Genomic DNA, 16,011 nt, shown 5'->3' with positions numbered 1-16,011 from the left:
CGCCGGATGCGCCAGCGCCTTCAGCCGCTCCGCCGCCCGCACCCGCGCCGCCGCGTCCGCCGCCGACAGCTCCCGCACGGAGAACCCGAACAGCGTCTCATCCGTCGTGCTGCCCGCGTGCCCCGACAGCTCCGCCATCTGCTCCGGGCTCACCCGCAGGCGGCCCTCGCTCTGCAGCCGCTGCGCCTCGCGCGCCACCGGCGACAGCCCTGAATCCGCCGCGCCCGAGGACACCGCATGCGCTCGCGGAGGAATGGGCGCCGCGGGGCGCTCCGTCCACGGCACGATCGGATCATGGGACTTCAGCGGCACCGCGGGCCCGCTGTACGGCGCGCGCACCGCCGGCACGTCCCCGCGGAGGATCACCTCGCTGCGCAGCTGCGAGATGAACGACGCCAGGTCGAATCCCAGCTCGTCGGCGTCGTCGTCCACCACCGCGCGCGCCTGCCCGGAGGAGTGGATCCGGCTCGCGTCCAGCAGCTTCGCCATCAGCTGGTCCCGCTCCAGCCGCAGCGCGTGGTTGACCCGCGTCAGCTCCTCGCGCTCCGCCTGCGCGCGGCCGCTCTTCACCTCCAGCTCGGCCACCTCCCGGCGCAGGTCCAGCTCACGCTGGTGCCCCTCCGCCAGGTCCTCCCTGAGGTGCGAAAGCTCGTCGCGCGCGGACGCCAGCTCGCCATGCAACTGCTGCGCACGGGCCTCGAAGTAGACGATCTTTTCGAGTGCGCTCTTGAGCAGCGCGTCCGGACGCTCGTCACTCACGACTGGCTCTGGCCTCCCCGCGAAGGCGCTCGGCGGCGCTCCCCGGTTCGCGACACCGAAGGGACTCCCCGGCTTCCCGGCTCATCGCCGGGGCGGGCACCTTATGTCAGCCCTACGTGCTACGTAAACCACGGAAACACCAGGGGTTTTCCCCCGCCGGGACACGCTGTGATTGACAACGCCGCCCAGGCCGATTTTTCGGCCTCGCGCCCGCGTGCACGCATGGTCCAATGCGCGTCATGGCCCCTTCGCGCATCGACACCGCCGTCACCCGGATGTTGGGCATCCGCTATCCCATCATCGCCGCGCCCATGTTCCTGGTGTCCAACGCCGCGCTGCTGGAGGCCGCCGGACGCGCGGGCGCCATCGGCGCGGTGCCGTCGCTCAACTACCGCACCGCGCAGGCGTACCGGGACTTCCTCGACACGTTCCCCAAGGACGTGCCCTTCGGCGTGAACCTCATCCTCAAGTGGGCCGAGCGCCTGGAGGAGGACGTGGCCGCGACGGTGGCGCGACAGGTGCCGCTGGTCATCACCAGCCTGGGCGACCCCACGCCCATCGTGGAGCGCGTGCACGCGTACGGCGGCAAGGTGTGGAGCGACGTGATTTCGCTGCGCCACGCGGAGAAGGCCGCGAAGGCCGGCGTGGACGCGCTCGTCGCCGTGGGCAGCGGCGCGGGCGGCCACGCGGGCAACCTGAGCCCCCTGGTGCTGGGGCCGTGGCTCAAGGCGGAGCTGGGCGTGCCGGTGGTGCTCGCGGGCGCGCTGTCCACAGGGCGCCACCTGGCCGCGACGCTCGCGCTGGGGCTGGATGGCGCGTACGTGGGCACGCGCTTCCTGGCCACGGAGGAGGCGGGCGCCGCGCCCGACTACAAGCAGGCGCTGGTGGACTCGAACCCGGAGGACCTGGAGTACACGAAGGAGGTGACGGGCGTGCACGGCAACTTCATCAAGAGCGCGCTGGAGCGCTTCCGCGCGGGCCAGGGCAAGGCGTGGAAGGACACCTGGAGCGCGGGCCAGGGCGTGGCCTTCGTGAAGGACGTGCTGCCCGCCGCCACCGTCGTCGAGCGCATGGTGCGCGAGTACTCCGAAGCACGCGCCGCGCTGCCGTCCGAATCCTGAAGCAGCGCTGAAGCGGCTCCGGGTGTGAAGGCCCCGCTTCCGGCCACGTCCCGCCGGAAGCGCGCGGTCTCCCCGGACCCTCGCGAAACCGTCTCCCAGCCCACGAAGCAACCTGGCACGTCGGGCGACCTCGCACGGCCTTCCCGTGACGTCATGGGAGGGGCGCGAGCGCGCCTGCCTACCACCCCGGTTCGACGCGCGAAGCACCCGCGGAAAAATCACCCGGGAAGCCTTGCGAAACGCGTGCGCGAGAACGGCGGAAACGGCGGATTGTCGCGGGTTTGCGGGCCCTGTCCGAACGCCCGGAGATGTCAGACCCCACTCGTAATCTGTGTCTCACGAGGTCACGCACAGCAGCGACTTCTCCCCGGTACCTCTCCGTCTGAAAAGCGGGGGGAGAAGCTCCTCTTTCGACAGGTTTTCCACGCCATGGAACAACGACTGGCAACCCTCATTGGAAACGCGGTGCGAGTGGCCCGGCAGCGGCTGGAGCTGACGCAGGCCGATGTCGCCGAGCGCGTTGGCATCGCCACCGAGGTGTACGGGCGGCTGGAGCGCGGGCACATGCTGCCCAGCGTGCGGACGTTGCGGAAGCTGTGCCTGGTGCTCAGCTGCTCGTCGGACGTGCTGCTGGGGTTGAGCGCGACGGCGGCGGTGACGGAGGACGGCGCGCCGCAGCTCGCGGAGGACCCGCCGGAGTACCGCGAGCGTCCCGAGGTGCGCCGCCTCATGCGCACCGTGCGCAAGCTGGACTCCCCGCGCCTGCGCCTCTTGGGTCAGGTCGCGCACGCGCTGGAGCGATGAAGCGCTGGGGCGCTACTCCGCCGCGGGCTCCGCGTTCGCGTCCACGGGAGCGGGGGCTTCGCGGTGGACAGGGGGGGATGAAGTGCCGGCGACGGGCAGCCGGAGGATGAAGCGCGCACCGCCTTCCGCGCGGTTCTCCGCCTCCAGGGTGCCGCCCGCGCGCGCCACGTAGTCGCGGCAGAGCGCCAGGCCCAGGCCGGTGCCCTTGCCGGGCGGCTTGGTGGTGAAGAAGGGCTCGAAGAGGCGCGGCAGCGCGGCCTCCGGGATGCCCGGCCCGTTGTCCTCCACCTCCACCCGCACGCGGCCGTCGTCCATGCGCGCGCGCAGCATCACGTGCGCGGGCTTGCTGGAGCGGGCGGCCTCCAGCGCGTCCGCGGCGTTGAGCAGCAGGTTCACCAGCACCTGCACCAGGTGGCGGGCCGTGACGCGCGCGGGGGCCAGCCCCGGCGTGACGTCGCGCTCCACCACGCCCAGGCTGCGCAGCCGCACCGAGGCCAGCCGCTGCGCCTCGGCCAGCGTCTCCGCGACGTCGCAGGACTCCGCGCCGTCGGGGGCCTCGCGGGAGAACAGGCGCAGGTCGGTGACGATCTGCTGGATGCGCAGCACGCCCTGCTGCGTTTCATCCAGCACGCGCCGCACGTCCTCCAGGTCGTCGGGGGCGCCGTGCGCCCATTCCTCCTGGAGGTAGTGCAGGTTCGACTTCACGTACGCGAGCGGGTTGTTCACCTCGTGGGCCACGCCCGCGGCCAGCTGCCCCACCACCACCAGCCGCTCCACCTCCGCGCGCTGGCGCTCCACGCGCGCGCGGCGCGACTCGCTCTCCGCCAGCCGCCGCAGGGCCTCCACGCGCTCCAGGTGCGCGGTGCGCTCCGCGGCGCGCAGCTTGCGGAAGGCCTCCGCGCCGTGCGCGGACACCGCGAACACGAAGACGAGCTGATGCACTGGCTGACGAACACCGTCCAGGGCACGCGCGCCAGCCACGTCATCAGCACCACCGCCGCCAGCGTGCCGCCGATGGCGGACCACACCGGCAGCCGCTGGCCCGGGACGAAGACGGCGACGAAGAGGGGCACCGTGTAGAACGAGGGGAACAGCGGGCTCGCCAGGCCGCCGGTGAGCTGGATGCACACGGTGAGCGCCGTCAGGCTGACGGTGCCCGCCGCGATGCCGCTGAACGGCGGGCGCAGCCACCCGGCCCCCACGGCCGCCCCCAGCACGAAGAACGTCCCGGCCCACGCCAGCTGCACCGCCAGGAAGTCGGCGCGGAAGCCGCCCAGCATCAGCGGATGCGGCAGCGAGCCCAGCGCGATGAGCAGCGCGCACAGCCAATACGTGCGCCGCCGGACCCGCTGACGGGCCCGGACCTCCGCGTCCGCGGCGTCCCACGCTCTGGCGGCCGGGAGCGTCACTCCAGCCCGGTCCGCCCGCGCGCGCCACGAGGCGTGAAGTCCAGCGTCATGGCGAGTCCTCCCGTGGACGGCTCAATCGCCGGGACTTCCCCAACCGCACCGCGTCCCGTCCCCGTTTCTTCGCCTGTCCGCCGCCGGAGGGCAAGATGGGGTCCGGACACACCGCGCGAAGCCGACACCCGCGGCACTCGGCGCCGCTCCACACCGCGTCAAAGAGGGCGGTCGTCCGGTCGATGGTGTCGAAGTCCTCGGTCACGAAGCCCATCTCGAAGTTGCGGACGTCATCGCCCTTGGCGCCCAGTCCCGCGCCGGTGAGGTTGGCACTTCCCAGGTAGACCCAGGCGCCATCCACCACCACCGCCTTGAAGTGCACGCGCGGGCACACCTTCAGTTCCAGCCCGCCCTTCACCAGCCGGGAGCGGGCGTCGAACGCGGCCCGGAACGGCCGGCTGGGCAGCTCCGCGTGCAACAGCCGCAGCGCCACGCCCCGGGCGGCCAGCCCGTCCAGCACCTCCAGGAGCGGCACGAACGCCCCCTTGGAGCGCTCCACGTACATGGCCTTCACGTTGGCGGTGGCCATCCACACCGACTCGCGCGCGTGGGCCAGCTTGCGCAGCACGACCTCCCGGTACAGCGCGCTCCCCGACAGCAGCTCCGCGTCGATGGGCCTCATCATGTCACCCAGCGTCGCACACGCGATTACACGGCGCCATCCCCCTGCCCCCTCGGGCTGTCCGCCGGTGGAAGGAGGACGGCGCGGCGGCTTGACCGATGACCGGGGGTCATTTAACTCCGGGTCATGGCGGGAGCACTGGCCGCGAAGCGGGTCATTCCGCTGCGGGCGCGGCGGGACGAGGACAAGGAAGCGCGGCGGCGGGAGCTGCTGGACGCGGCGCGCGCGCTGTTCGAGGCGACGTCCTTCGCCCAGGTGAAGATGGCGGACGTCGCGGCGCGCACGGGCTTGGCGAAGGGGACGGTGTTCCTCTACTTCCCGACGAAGGAGGCGCTGTTCCTGGCGCTCCTGGACGACCTGCTCGCCGCGTGGTTCGCGAAGCTGAACAGGCGCCTGGCCCAGGGCGGCACGTGGACGGGCCACCAGCTGGCGTGCGCGGTGGCCGGGTCGCTGGAGGGGGAGGAGACCTTCACGCGGCTGCTGGCGCTGATGCAGACGGTGCTGGAGCAGAACGTGACCGTGGCGCAGACGCAGGCGTTCAAGGAGCGCGTGCTGGTGGCCATGGGGACGACGGCGGCGCTGCTCCAGGCGCGGCTGCCCTTCCTCACGCCGGAAACCGCGGGCCAGCTCATCCGCCACGTGCACGCGCTGGTGACGGGCCTGCGGCAGATGGCGGACATCGCGCCCGTGGCGCGCGAGGTACTGACGCTGCCGCACATGGCGCCCCTGCGCGTGGACTTCACCGCCGAATTGACGGCGGCCATCACCACCCTTCTTCGCGGGCTCGAGGCCCGCTGAGCCACCTTTCACAGTCTCTAGAAACGGAGCTTTGTCATGCTGGAAGCCGTCGCGTCCCTCCTCCCCCAGGCCTCGGCCGAAGTGGACCGCATCCGCGCGGTGTTCGAGTCGCAGCGCGCGAACCGCTGGAACCTGTCGCGCAGCACTCCCGCGGAGCGCATCGCGAGGCTGCGCAAGCTGCGCGAGGCCATCATCGCGCGGCGCGAGCCGCTGGCGGAGGCCATCCACCAGGACTTCCGCAAGCCGGCGGTGGAGGTGGAGCTGACGGAGGTGCACCCCACGCTGGAGGAGCTGAACCACACGGTGAAGCACCTGAAGGCGTGGATGAAGCCCAAGCGGGTGGCGACGCCGCTGACGCTCAAGGGCGCGTCCAGCCACGTGCGCTCCGAGGCGAAGGGCGTGGTGCTCATCCTGTCGCCGTGGAACTACCCGTTCCAGTTGCTGGTGGCGCCGCTCATCGCGGCCATCGCCGCGGGCAACGCGGTGATGCTCAAGCCCAGTGAGAAGACGCCGCACACGTCGCGCTTCCTGGCGCAGCTGCTGCGGGACGTGTTCCCGGAGAACGAGGTGGCGGTGTTCGAGGGCGGCGCGGAGGTGGCGGAGGCGCTGCTCCAGCACCCGTTCGACCACTTCTTCTTCACGGGCAACCCGCACATCGGCCGCAAGGTGATGGCGGCGGCGACGAAGTTCCTCTCCAGCGTGACGCTGGAATTGGGCGGCAAGTCGCCGGTCATCATCGACGCGTCGGCGAACCTGAAGGCGGCGGCGGAGGCGCTGGCGTGGGGCAAGTTCGTCAACGCGGGCCAGACGTGCGTGGCGCCGGACTACCTCTACGTGCCCGCGTCGAAGCAGCAGGCGTTCCTGGAGGCCTTCAAGGCGGTGCTGGCGCGCTTCTACGGGGAGACGGAGGCGGAGCGTCAGGCGAGCCCGGACTTCGCGCGCGTGGTGGACCCGGCGGCGTGGAGGCGGCTCAAGGAGGTGCTCGACCGCACGGTCGCCGCGGGGGCGAAGGTGGAGGCGGGTGGCACGGCGGACGGGCCGTCGCGGTACGTGGCACCCACGGTGTTGTCCGGGGTGACGACGAAGATGCCCATCATGGAGGGTGAAATCTTCGGGCCGGTGTTGCCGGTGCTGACGTACGAGCGGCGCGAGGAGGTCTACGCGCACATCAACGAAGGCGGGAAGCCGCTGGCGCTGTACGTGTTCTCCCAGGACTCCAAGATGGTGGAGGAGGTGCTCCAGCACACGACGTCGGGCGGGGTGGTGGTGAACAACGTGCTCATCCACGTGGCGAACCCGAACCTGCCGTTTGGCGGGGTGGGGATGAGCGGGCTGGGGAACTACCACGGGCACTACGGCTTCAAGACGTTCAGCCATGAGCGGGCGGTGATGGTCCAGTGGATGAAGTCGCTGGCTGCCGTGTTCTTCCCGCCGTATCGGGGAAAGGCCCAGGAATGGGCCTCCCGCGCGACCCGGATGCTGGAGTAGGCACGGGCGAGGGAAAGAGGAGCCGGCATGCGCGTGGTGTCAGTGGAGGAGGCCCTGGTCCCCGGAGACCTGCAGGCGGTGTTCGACCGCCTCCAGGCGCGCCGCTGGGAGCTGGCGAAGACGGGGCCGAAGGAGCGCCTCGCGCGGCTGGAGAAGCTCAAGGCGCTGCTCCTGGAGCGGCGCGAGGAGCTGGCGGACGCGCTGTACGAGGACTTCCACAAGCCGCCCGCGGAGGTGGAGGCGACGGAGATATTGCCCGTGCTGCTGGAGCTGGCGCACGTGCAGAAGCACCTGAAGGCGTGGATGAAGCCGCGCAAGGTGGGGGCACCGCTGCTGCTGGCGGGCACGAAGAGCGAGGTGCACCCGGAGCCCCGGGGCGTGGTGCTCATCCTGGCCCCGTGGAACTACCCGTTCCACCTGCTGGTGTCGCCGCTGGTGGCGGCGGTGGCGGCGGGCAATGCCGTGCTGTGCAAGCCGAGCGAGAAGACGCCGGGCACGGCGCGCTTCCTGGCGCAGCTGCTGCGGGACGTCTTTCCCCAGGACGAGGTGGCGCTGGTGGAGGGCGGGCCGGAGGTGGGCGAGGCGCTGCTGCGGCTGCCCTTCGACCACTTCTTCTTCACCGGCGGGCCGCGCGTGGGCCGTCGCGTGATGGAGGCGGCGGCGCGGCACCTGGCGGGGGTGACGCTGGAGCTGGGTGGGAAGTCGCCGGTCGTCGTGGATGCGTCGGCGGACGTGGACGCGGCGGCGGAGCGGATTGTCTGGGGGAAGTTCCTGAACGCGGGGCAGACGTGCATCGCGCCGGACCACGTCTGGGTGCACGCATCGAAGGAGGAGGCGCTGCTGGCGGGGATGAAGGCCGCGCTGGAGCGCTTCTACGGAAAGACGGAGGAGGCGCGGCGCGCGACGCCGGACTTCTGCCGGATGGTGGATGACGGCGCGTTCAAGCGCGTGTGCCGGTTGCTGGACGAATCCGTGGCGGGAGGGGCGCGGGTGGTGGCGGGAGGCGGCGTGCACGCGGAGACGCGCTACATCGCGCCCACGGTGCTGGCGGACGTGACGCCGGAGTCGGCGGTGATGGACGAGGAGATCTTCGGGCCGCTGTTGCCGGTGCTGCGCTTCGAGTCACTGGATGAGGTGGTGACGCAGGTGCGCGCGGAAGGCAAGCCGCTGGCCATGTATGTCTTCAGCCAGGAAGAGGTCCCGGTGGAGCGCCTGCTGAAGGAGACGAGCGCCGGCGGCACGGTGGTGAACAACGTGGTGTTGCACAACGTGAACCCGCACCTGCCGTTTGGTGGCGTGGGCCAGAGCGGCCTGGGCGCGTATCACGGCGAGGCGGGCTTCAAGGCCTTCAGCCACGAACGCGCGGTGGTGCGCCAGGGCCGCACGTCCTTCGCGAACCTCTTCTTCCCGCCCTACCGGGGCAAGGCCCAGCGCCTGGCACGGCTCGCGAGCAAGCTGTTCGAGTAGCCTCCTCGAACATGAGCTGGAGCGCCATCAACCTGCGCGGTGCCGCGAGCCTCTCAAGGGTCGCCAACATCTACGAAGTGCAGGACCTCCGCGTCCCGAGCACCCGGTACAAGATCAAGGTCCTGGAGCGGGACGGCGACTTTCTCGCGGTGCCGAACCTGTGCGTGAAGACGCGGACCGGGGAACCGGACTGGACCACGGGGCTTGGCCGAACAGAGCTGGAGGCGCTAGCGGACGCGATAGCGCGCATGGGCGAGGCCCTGGGCGCCGCGGAGCGTCTGACCCCGGACGACTTCGAGTGGAGTGACCCGCGCGATTTCTGAGGGGCCGTGGCCCTGGCAGGAAACGGGCGGGACGCGGCGTCGTGTGCGACACGAACAACATCGAGCCCTCGTTGCCCGCACATCCGATGACCCGTAGGCTCTACAACGGCCTTCCTGGACGAGGTTTCCAATGCCAACCCATAGGACGTCGTGGGCCCTCCTGGCTGGAGCCACTGGAGTCATGTTGACCGGGCATTGGATGAGTTCGGTGAGTCCGGCCGCGTCGGAAACATCGTCACCGGATGCGTCGGTCAGCGCGCCCCAGAAAGCCCGTCCCATCCCTCTGTTCGCGCGACTTCGCCGTGGCATGACACGAGCCGAAGCGGAAGCGCTCGCACAAAACGTCACACTGGGCGGATACCCGGCGAAGCTGACCTACGACTTTCCCTTCAATGAAAATCTGGAGACCATCGGGATCGCGGTCGTTCGCCGAAATGCGCACTGCGCAACGGCGTTCAAGGCCCTCCACGATGAGGCCGTTTCCGTTCTTGGCTCTCCCACCTCCACCAACCGTCGGGTGCAAGGAAGGCAGTGCGAAGACTGGACCCTCAGTGGCTCAGTGATTCGCATCTGCTGCGGACACGTCGGTCCGGAGGATGGAGGAACCGGCTGGATGATCCTGACAGCGTTGAAGTTCACTCCTCAACCTCAAGAGGAGTCCGACTTCCGAGACGTGATCCACTGAAACAAAGGCGCCCAGAGCGTCTCCACGCCCTGGGCGTCCGTCACCTCAGCTGCGCAGGCCCGGCGCTTCCTGGCCCGTGCGTGCGACGTACTCCGTGTAGCCGCCGCCGTACTTGTGGATGCCGTCCGGCGTCAGCTCCAGCACGCGGTTGGACAGCGCTCCCAGGAAGTGCCGGTCGTGGGACACGAACAGCATCGTGCCCTCGTAGCGCGACAGCGCCGTGATCAGCATCTCCTTCGTGCCCATGTCCAGGTGGTTCGTGGGCTCGTCCAGCACCAGGAAGTTCGGCGGTCGTAGAGCATCTGCGCCATCACCAGACGCGCCTTCTCTCCTCCCGACAGCACCCGGCACTTCTTCTCCACCTCGTCGCCGCTGAACCCGAAGCAGCCCGCCAGCGCCCTCAACGAGCCCTGCCCCGCCCGCGGGAACGCGTCCGACAGCTGCTCGAAGACCGTCTTCTCTCCGTCCAGCAGGTCCATCGCGTGCTGCGCGAAGTAGCCCATCTTCACGCTGCCACCCAGCGCCACCGTGCCCTCATCCGGCTGCGTCGTGCCCGTCACCAGCTTGAGCAGCGTGGACTTGCCCGCGCCGTTCACGCCCATCACGCACCAGCGCTCCGCGCGGCGCACCAGGAAGTCCAGGCCGTCGTAGATGGTCCGCTTGCCGTAGCCCTTGCAGACGTTCTTCAGGTTCACCACGTCGTCACCCGAACGCGGCGGCGGCTGGAACTCGAAGAGCACCGTGGAGCGGCGCTTGGGCGGCTCCACCTTCTCGATCTTCTCCAGCTTCTTCACCCGGCTCTGCACCTGCGCGGCGTGCGACGCGCGGGCCTTGAACCGCTCGATGAACTTGATCTCCTTCGCGAGCATCGCCTGCTGACGCTCGTACTGCGCCTGCTGCTGCGCCTCGTTCTGCGCGCGCTGGCCCTCGTAGAAGTCGTAGTTGCCCGAGTACGTCGTCAGCGAACCGCCGTCGATCTCCACCACCTTCGTCACGATGCGGTTCATGAACTCGCGATCGTGCGACGTCATCAGCAGCGCGCCCTCGTACCCCTTGAGGAAGCCCTCCAGCCAGATGAGCGACTCCAGGTCCAGGTGGTTGGAGGGCTCGTCCAGGAACATGGCGTCCGGCCGCATCAGGAGGATGCGGGCCAGGGCCACGCGCATCTTCCAGCCGCCCGACAGCTTGCCCACGTCGCCGTCCATCATCTCTTCGCTGAAGCCCAGGCCCGCCAGAATCTCCCGCGCGCGGCCCTCCAGCGCGTACCCGCCCAGCTCCTCGAAGCGCCCCTGCGCGACGCCGTAGCGCTCGACGAGCTTCTCCATGTTGTCCGCCTGGTCGGGGTCCCCCATGGCGGCCTCCAGCTCCTTCATCTCCGCCGCGACCTTGCTCACCGGGCCCGCGCCATCCATGACCTCGGTGACCGCGCTGCGGCCGTCCATCTCACCGACGTCCTGGCTGAAGTAGCCAATGGTGACGCCGCGGTCGATGGAGACCTGTCCCTCGTCCGGGTACTCCTGGCCGGTCATCATCCGGAACAGCGTCGTCTTGCCCGCGCCGTTCGGGCCCACCAGGCCCACCTTTTCGCCCTTGTGGAGCGCGGCCGACGCCTCGATGAAGAGGATCTGCTGACCGTGTTGCTTGCCAATGTTGTCGAGACGGATCATGTGCGTACCGAAAGGGCCCGGGGAATCAGGCGGCGCGTCCTTATGCCATGAGCCGCCCGCCGGAGGGATGCTTCCGAACCCCCATCGCTCCCCGTTCCATCCACGCACCCAGGCAGGCAGGCCCCCGCCCGGGATTCCGCCCGGCGTGAAACCCGAGACTCGGGCCTCCTCAGGCGTCCCGGTGCACGGTGCCCGGGGAGAACGCCGGGGTGCAGATGGCCACGTACTCCGCGCCCTCCTCCTCGGGGGTGCTGTAGCGGACCCACTCGCCGGGCTCGCACACCACCGTCTGGCCGGCGTGCACGTCCATCACCCCGCCCTTGTGCTCCACCCGCAGCGTGCCCGCGAGCACCAGGGTGATTTCACGGAACTCCGGCGTCTGGCCCGGCTCCTCCCACCCGCCCGGGCTGCGCATGTGGGCCACGCTGATGTTCGACGTCTTGGAGGTCACCCGCCCCACGTACTCGTCGATGAGCTTCGGCTTGTTGCCCACCGCCGTCACACGGTTGGGCTTGGGGATGAGCGTGGGCATGCGGAAGGCTCCAGGTGCAGGGACCACGAAGGGAAGCAGCGGCCGTCCCTACCCTACCAGCGCGTGGCATAGAGTGCCGCCGTGCTGACCGTCGACAACCATCCCCTCCTCGACCTCATCGCCTTCACGTCCTCCTTCCCTGCTCCCCTGGGGGACCTGCCCGCGCCCGGCTGGCTGCAGGCCCTGCTGAAGCCCGGCGCCACCGCGCCCGTCCAGAGCGACGACGCCGTGCGGGGCGCCGTGCGCGACCTGCTCCGCCATGGAGGCTACAAGCCCACGGGCCGGGGCAAGCCCGCGTCCGAGTACCTGGTGCGGGCCTCCGGCGACGGCACCCTGGGCACCATCAACGCCGCGGTGGACGCGTGCAACGCCGTCTCGCTGCACAGCGGCCTGCCCATCAGCGTCGTGGACCTGGACCGCGCGCAGGCGCCGTTCCGCGTCTCCACCGCCATCCAGGGCGACCACTACGTCTTCAACGCGTCGGGGCAGACCATCGACCTGGAGGGCCTGCTGTGCCTCTTCGACGCGCAGGGCCCGTGCGCCAACGCGGTGAAGGACGCCCAGCGCACCAAGACGGACGCCACCACGCGCCGCACCCTCACGCTGCTGTGGGGGACGAAGGAGCTGAAGGGCCACACCGAGCGCGCCTTCACCTGGTACCGGGAGTTGCTGGAGCGCCTGGGCGCCACCGTCGAGCCCGTGCGCTGAGGCCCCCTACCGGGGCTTCAACTCCAGCCCGTCCAGGATGCGCTCCACCACGACGTCCGGCGGCGGCGTCACGTCCACGGTGAAGGCGTCCCGGGGCACCTCCAGCGTCTGCAGCTGACTGGCCAGCAGCGACGCCGGCATGAAGTGCCCCAGGCGCTTCTGGAGCCGCTCGCGGATGACGGCCGCGGGCGCGTGCAGGTACACCCAGCGCTCGCGCTCGGCGTCCACGGTGAGCCTGGCGCGGTAGAGCTCCTTGAGCCCGGAGAACGCCAGCACCAGGTCCTCGTGCCCGTCCAGCGCCTTCTCCATCCGCGCTCGCAACAGCTCCAGCCAGGGCTGCCGGTCCACGTCCGTCAGCGCCGTGCCCGCGGCCATCTTCCGACGGTTCTCCACCGAGTGCAGGTCGTCCGCGTCCACGAACGTCCACCCCATCCGGTCCGCGAGCGCCCGGCCCACCGTGGACTTCCCGGTGCCTGAAACGCCCATCACGATGACCACCATGCCGTTGCCGCCTCCCACGGACTCGAGCGCCCGCTCATGCCGCGGCCGTCCCGCGCCCGGCGCCACGCGAGCAGCATGTCCGGTGACACACCGAAGCTCCCGGGATAACGGAGGGCGAGCGTCCGCTGTCCAACGCCCTCGCGCCCGGGCCCACCATGCCTTCCACGTCGCGGCGGAGGAATCGCTACCTTCGTTCCCATCATGACTTCCGTGGGAGCCCCCCCCGGCCGGCGCGCGTCCGGCTCCTCCTGTGCAGTGGCCTGCTGACCCTGCTGACCCTGGCGGCCTGCCGCGACCCCGACGCCGCGGCCGGCACCGCCCTCTTCGTCACCACCGAGTTCGAGCCCTCGCTGAGCCTCACCCGGCTGCGCGTCTCCGGCACGGCGGACGGCGCGGCGGTGCCCACCACGCTCCTGCCAGAGGACTCCAGCCGCGAGCTCCAGAACGGCGAGACCTTCCGCGTCCTCCTGGACGGCGCCGCCGACGGCACCCAGGCCACCGTCCGCGTGGAGGGCCTGCGCGGCGACGCCACGGTCGCCACGGGCGAGGCCACCGCCAGCGTGCGCGACGGCTACGAGGTGGAGGTCACCGTGCGGCTCACCTCCGGCCCCACCCCCGACGGCGGCACGGACACCTTCTGCCTGGACTGTCCGGACGGCTGCTGCCGCGACGGCTTCTGCACGGCGCGCACGTTCCGCACCTGCGGTGTGGGCGGCGTCGCCTGCGAGGCCTGCGACGCGGACCGCACCGACACCTGCACTCCGCGGGGCACCTGCGGCTGCGGCACCGGCCCGGCCTGTGGCCTCAACGCGGACCGCTGCAGCGGAGGCAAGTGCCTGTGCGGCAGCAACAGCGCGTGCGGCCCGGGCCTGGCGTGCGTCGGCGGCTCCTGCCGCTGCGACCCCACCACCTGCAACGGCTGCTGCGAGGGCAACAGCTGCATCCCCGCGCCCAACAAGAACCAGTGCGGCAAGGGCGGCGCCACCTGCAAGAAGTGCGATAAGAAGTGCAACCCGGACGGCACCTGCGACTGAGGGCGCGCGCTACCGCACGGTGAACGGGCGCGAGCTCCCCGAGTACGGGTGCACGCGCCCGTCCCAGCCGGACTTCCAGTTGCCCTCGTGCACCAGCCGGTAGGTGCCCGGCGGCGTGTCCAGCGGGATGGGCCAGTCGATTCTCACGTGCGAGCACGCGAGCGTGGGCACGCAGTACTCGCGCTCCCAGTGGTACAGCGCGCCGCCCTCCCCGTCGTGCGCCACGTCCCGCCACGTGCCGTCCGCCTGCCGCCGCTGCACGCGCAGGTAGGTGCCGCCCTGCTTCAGGTCGTTGCGCGGGTGGCCGCCCCAGAAGGTGACGCTCGCCGTGTCTCCCCGCGCGTACGACGCCTTCGCCTCCTGCGCGACGGCGCCGAAGTCCACCCAGAGCAGCTTGTCGTCGAACACCACGCCGGGCTGCAGGCCCACCACCGCCTTGCGCAGGTCGCGCGGCGTGGGCCCGGGCGGCACGGACGTCCCTTCGCGCAAGCTGGCCGCGAGCCCCGCGAAGGACTGCTGGAGCGCCGCCAGCGTCCAGGGGCCGAAGTGCGTGGACGCGCCCTCGTAGTCCTGGCGCGCGTACTCCTCGCGCGTGGCCACGTAGCCCGAGTAGGCATTGGCCGGCCCCACGATGACCACATCCGTCACGCCCGCGCCCTGCAGCTGCGCGCGCACCGTGTCGCGCAGCCGCCGGCCCGCCATGGTGGTCAGCTCGAAGGGCACCGCCACCAGCGCCAGCGGCCCCACCGTCACCAGTTGCAGCGGCAGCACCTCCGGCGACCACGGGTAGGGCTTCATGGCGCCCATCTCCAGGACGATGGGCTTCTCCCCCTGGCAGGGCGTGGTGACGGCGGCGCAGGAGAACTGGCTCCACACGTCGTGCACGGACTCGCACGTGGCGCCTTCCGCACCGAAGCCGGGCCCGTCCTCCGCGCCCGCGATCATGGACAGGCCGATGGCCGCCGGACAGGTGCGGTGCGCGCTGCCGTCCGCGTACGCGGGCGCGACGTCCACCGCGTCCATCTTCACGTAGGCGTGCCGGTAGTCCACGCCGCCCATCACGGGCATGGCGGCGGTGGCCCACAGGTGGGCGGCGAAGTCGTACTGCTTCTTCGCGGACAGGGCCGCGTCCTCGAAGTCGTTCGCCCCGCCGCCGTTCGTGCCGCCCAGGATGTTGGGCGTGACGTCCCCCTCGTTCGAGTTGGCGAAGGCCGCGACGAAGGTGTCCGGGCCTCCGGGCGTCAGCCCGCCCCGCCCCACCTCGAACGCGTGCGCCGCGAGCCCCTTGTTGTCGCCGCTGATGTAGTGGTTCGTGTTGCCGAAGGACGTGGCGTGCACCGCGAACCAGTTGATGAGCCCCAGCTCGCGCCCGTCCGCACCCGTCATCCGCAGCAGCGTCATGCGGGTGTCCACGTTGTCGGGGTAGCGGGCGCGCTCGGCCTCCGGGTTGCGCAGGTAGGCCTCCGGTGAGCGGTTGGCGCTGGCGCCGCGCAGGTCGCCCGACGCCAGCCGCAGCGAGCCCTCGGCCAGCCGCGCGTTCGCGCGCACGATGGAGTCCGTGATGCCGGAGACGATGGCCTCGAAGTTCTGGGGCACGAAGCCGAGGCTGGTCAGGTTGTAGAGCGTGTAGTGGCTGAAGCCGCCCGGCCCGGAGTGCGTGTGCGTGGCGCTGAGCAGCACGTTGTCGTCGGAGAACGTGTCGCCCAGCTTCGCGCGCAGCCGCTCCACCACCTGCTGCTTCACCGCCTGGAACACCATGCCCAGGTCCGCGCTGACGTAGGCCACGCGCCGGCCGTTGCACGGCGAGGCGATGACGAACGCGCGCGAGTACAGCCGCAGGTGGATGCCCTCCGTCTTCTGGCCCACCTGCCCGTAGCCCATCATCCCCACCTCCGCCGCGGGGCCGGTGATGTCCGAGCGCGCCGCGCCAAGGAGGAAGTTCGCGGAGCCCGCGCACGCGTTGTCCGCCGCCCCGGCCGGAGCGGCCACCGGAGCGGCCGCCGGAGCCTGGGCCGCGCTCGCGGTGGACAGGCGAGGGGGAG

General features: G+C 70.9%; 15 protein-coding genes and 2 pseudogenes. 9 read left to right on the top strand and 8 right to left on the bottom strand.

Annotated features, from left to right (window positions below; translation table 11 throughout):
• Window positions 1-759, bottom strand: a pseudogene (locus ACLEQD_RS19100) (hypothetical protein); the annotation flags it as partial.
• A gap of 239 nt (window positions 760-998) precedes the next feature.
• On the opposite strand from ACLEQD_RS19100, the gene ACLEQD_RS19095 reads away from it, so the two are divergent.
• Together ACLEQD_RS19095 and ACLEQD_RS19090 are read left to right on the top strand one after the other, a co-directional pair.
• Window positions 999-1,880 (top strand): NAD(P)H-dependent flavin oxidoreductase, encoded by an 882-nt coding sequence (locus ACLEQD_RS19095; protein ID WP_410385737.1) that lies wholly within the window; start codon window positions 999-1,001, stop codon window positions 1,878-1,880.
• Between the two features lie 429 nt (window positions 1,881-2,309).
• Entirely contained in the window at window positions 2,310-2,684 is a 375-nt protein-coding gene (locus ACLEQD_RS19090) for a helix-turn-helix transcriptional regulator (protein ID WP_014393392.1), read from the top strand.
• 12 nt (window positions 2,685-2,696) lie between these two features.
• Here ACLEQD_RS19090 and ACLEQD_RS19085 read toward each other — a convergent pair whose 3' ends face one another.
• The 3 genes from ACLEQD_RS19085 to ACLEQD_RS19075 are packed head-to-tail and all read right to left on the bottom strand — an operon-like array spanning window position 2,697 to window position 4,766.
• Window positions 2,697-3,389 (bottom strand): sensor histidine kinase, encoded by a 693-nt coding sequence (locus tag ACLEQD_RS19085; protein WP_410385740.1) that lies wholly within the window; start codon window positions 3,387-3,389, stop codon window positions 2,697-2,699.
• A 17-nt stretch (window positions 3,390-3,406) separates the two neighbouring features.
• Window positions 3,407-4,093: a hypothetical protein gene (locus ACLEQD_RS19080; RefSeq protein ID WP_410385736.1), complete on the bottom strand. Its 687-nt coding sequence runs from the start codon at window positions 4,091-4,093 to the stop codon at window positions 3,407-3,409.
• A gap of 46 nt (window positions 4,094-4,139) precedes the next feature.
• The gene (locus ACLEQD_RS19075) at window positions 4,140-4,766 is read right to left on the bottom strand and encodes a phospholipase D-like domain-containing protein (RefSeq protein ID WP_410385739.1); all 627 of its coding nucleotides are present in this window, start codon (window positions 4,764-4,766) and stop codon (window positions 4,140-4,142) included.
• Between the two features lie 126 nt (window positions 4,767-4,892).
• Here ACLEQD_RS19075 and ACLEQD_RS19070 point away from each other — a divergent pair, with 126 nt between their 5' ends.
• From ACLEQD_RS19070 to ACLEQD_RS19050, 5 genes are all read left to right on the top strand, one after another.
• A complete protein-coding gene (locus tag ACLEQD_RS19070; RefSeq protein ID WP_410385735.1) occupies window positions 4,893-5,564 on the top strand; it encodes a TetR family transcriptional regulator in 672 nt (223 codons plus the stop codon).
• 36 nt (window positions 5,565-5,600) lie between these two features.
• The gene (locus ACLEQD_RS19065; RefSeq protein WP_410385734.1) at window positions 5,601-7,052 is read left to right on the top strand and encodes an aldehyde dehydrogenase family protein; all 1,452 of its coding nucleotides are present in this window, start codon (window positions 5,601-5,603) and stop codon (window positions 7,050-7,052) included.
• Between the two features lie 27 nt (window positions 7,053-7,079).
• Window positions 7,080-8,519: an aldehyde dehydrogenase family protein gene (locus ACLEQD_RS19060; protein WP_410385733.1), complete on the top strand. Its 1,440-nt coding sequence runs from the start codon at window positions 7,080-7,082 to the stop codon at window positions 8,517-8,519.
• An 11-nt stretch (window positions 8,520-8,530) separates the two neighbouring features.
• Window positions 8,531-8,842, top strand: a complete 312-nt coding sequence (locus tag ACLEQD_RS19055) for a hypothetical protein (RefSeq protein WP_410385732.1) — start codon at window positions 8,531-8,533, stop codon at window positions 8,840-8,842.
• A gap of 181 nt (window positions 8,843-9,023) precedes the next feature.
• A complete protein-coding gene (locus ACLEQD_RS19050) occupies window positions 9,024-9,527 on the top strand; it encodes a hypothetical protein (RefSeq protein ID WP_410385731.1) in 504 nt (167 codons plus the stop codon).
• A 45-nt stretch (window positions 9,528-9,572) separates the two neighbouring features.
• Here ACLEQD_RS19050 and ACLEQD_RS19045 read toward each other — a convergent pair.
• Window positions 9,573-11,194, bottom strand: a pseudogene (locus ACLEQD_RS19045) (ABC-F family ATP-binding cassette domain-containing protein).
• Window positions 11,195-11,363: 169 nt separating this feature from the next.
• Complete coding sequence (locus tag ACLEQD_RS19040) at window positions 11,364-11,726, bottom strand: cupin domain-containing protein (RefSeq protein WP_120523820.1); 363 nt, start codon at window positions 11,724-11,726, stop codon at window positions 11,364-11,366.
• An 81-nt stretch (window positions 11,727-11,807) separates the two neighbouring features.
• Between ACLEQD_RS19040 and ACLEQD_RS19035 the strand changes: the two genes are divergently transcribed.
• A complete protein-coding gene (locus tag ACLEQD_RS19035; protein ID WP_410385730.1) occupies window positions 11,808-12,434 on the top strand; it encodes a phenylalanine--tRNA ligase beta subunit-related protein in 627 nt (208 codons plus the stop codon).
• Between the two features lie 6 nt (window positions 12,435-12,440).
• On the opposite strand, the gene ACLEQD_RS19030 is transcribed toward ACLEQD_RS19035, so the two are convergent.
• A complete protein-coding gene (locus tag ACLEQD_RS19030; RefSeq protein WP_410385729.1) occupies window positions 12,441-12,935 on the bottom strand; it encodes a gluconokinase in 495 nt (164 codons plus the stop codon).
• Between the two features lie 155 nt (window positions 12,936-13,090).
• Between ACLEQD_RS19030 and ACLEQD_RS19025 the strand changes: the two genes are divergently transcribed.
• The gene (locus tag ACLEQD_RS19025) at window positions 13,091-13,969 is read left to right on the top strand and encodes a hypothetical protein (protein WP_410385728.1); all 879 of its coding nucleotides are present in this window, start codon (window positions 13,091-13,093) and stop codon (window positions 13,967-13,969) included.
• A 9-nt stretch (window positions 13,970-13,978) separates the two neighbouring features.
• Here the strand turns inward: ACLEQD_RS19025 and ACLEQD_RS19020 are convergent, their stop codons facing one another.
• Window positions 13,979-16,000, bottom strand: a complete 2,022-nt coding sequence (locus tag ACLEQD_RS19020; protein ID WP_410385738.1) for a neutral/alkaline ceramidase — start codon at window positions 15,998-16,000, stop codon at window positions 13,979-13,981.
• Window positions 16,001-16,011 lie beyond the last annotated feature (11 nt).

Origin of the sequence: Corallococcus sp. 4LFB, assembly GCF_046520365.1 — a bacterium.
GTDB lineage: Bacteria > Myxococcota > Myxococcia > Myxococcales > Myxococcaceae > Corallococcus > Corallococcus caeni.
Note: the sequence above shows the minus strand (reverse complement) of the source record. Positions and strands in the feature narration are given on the sequence as shown.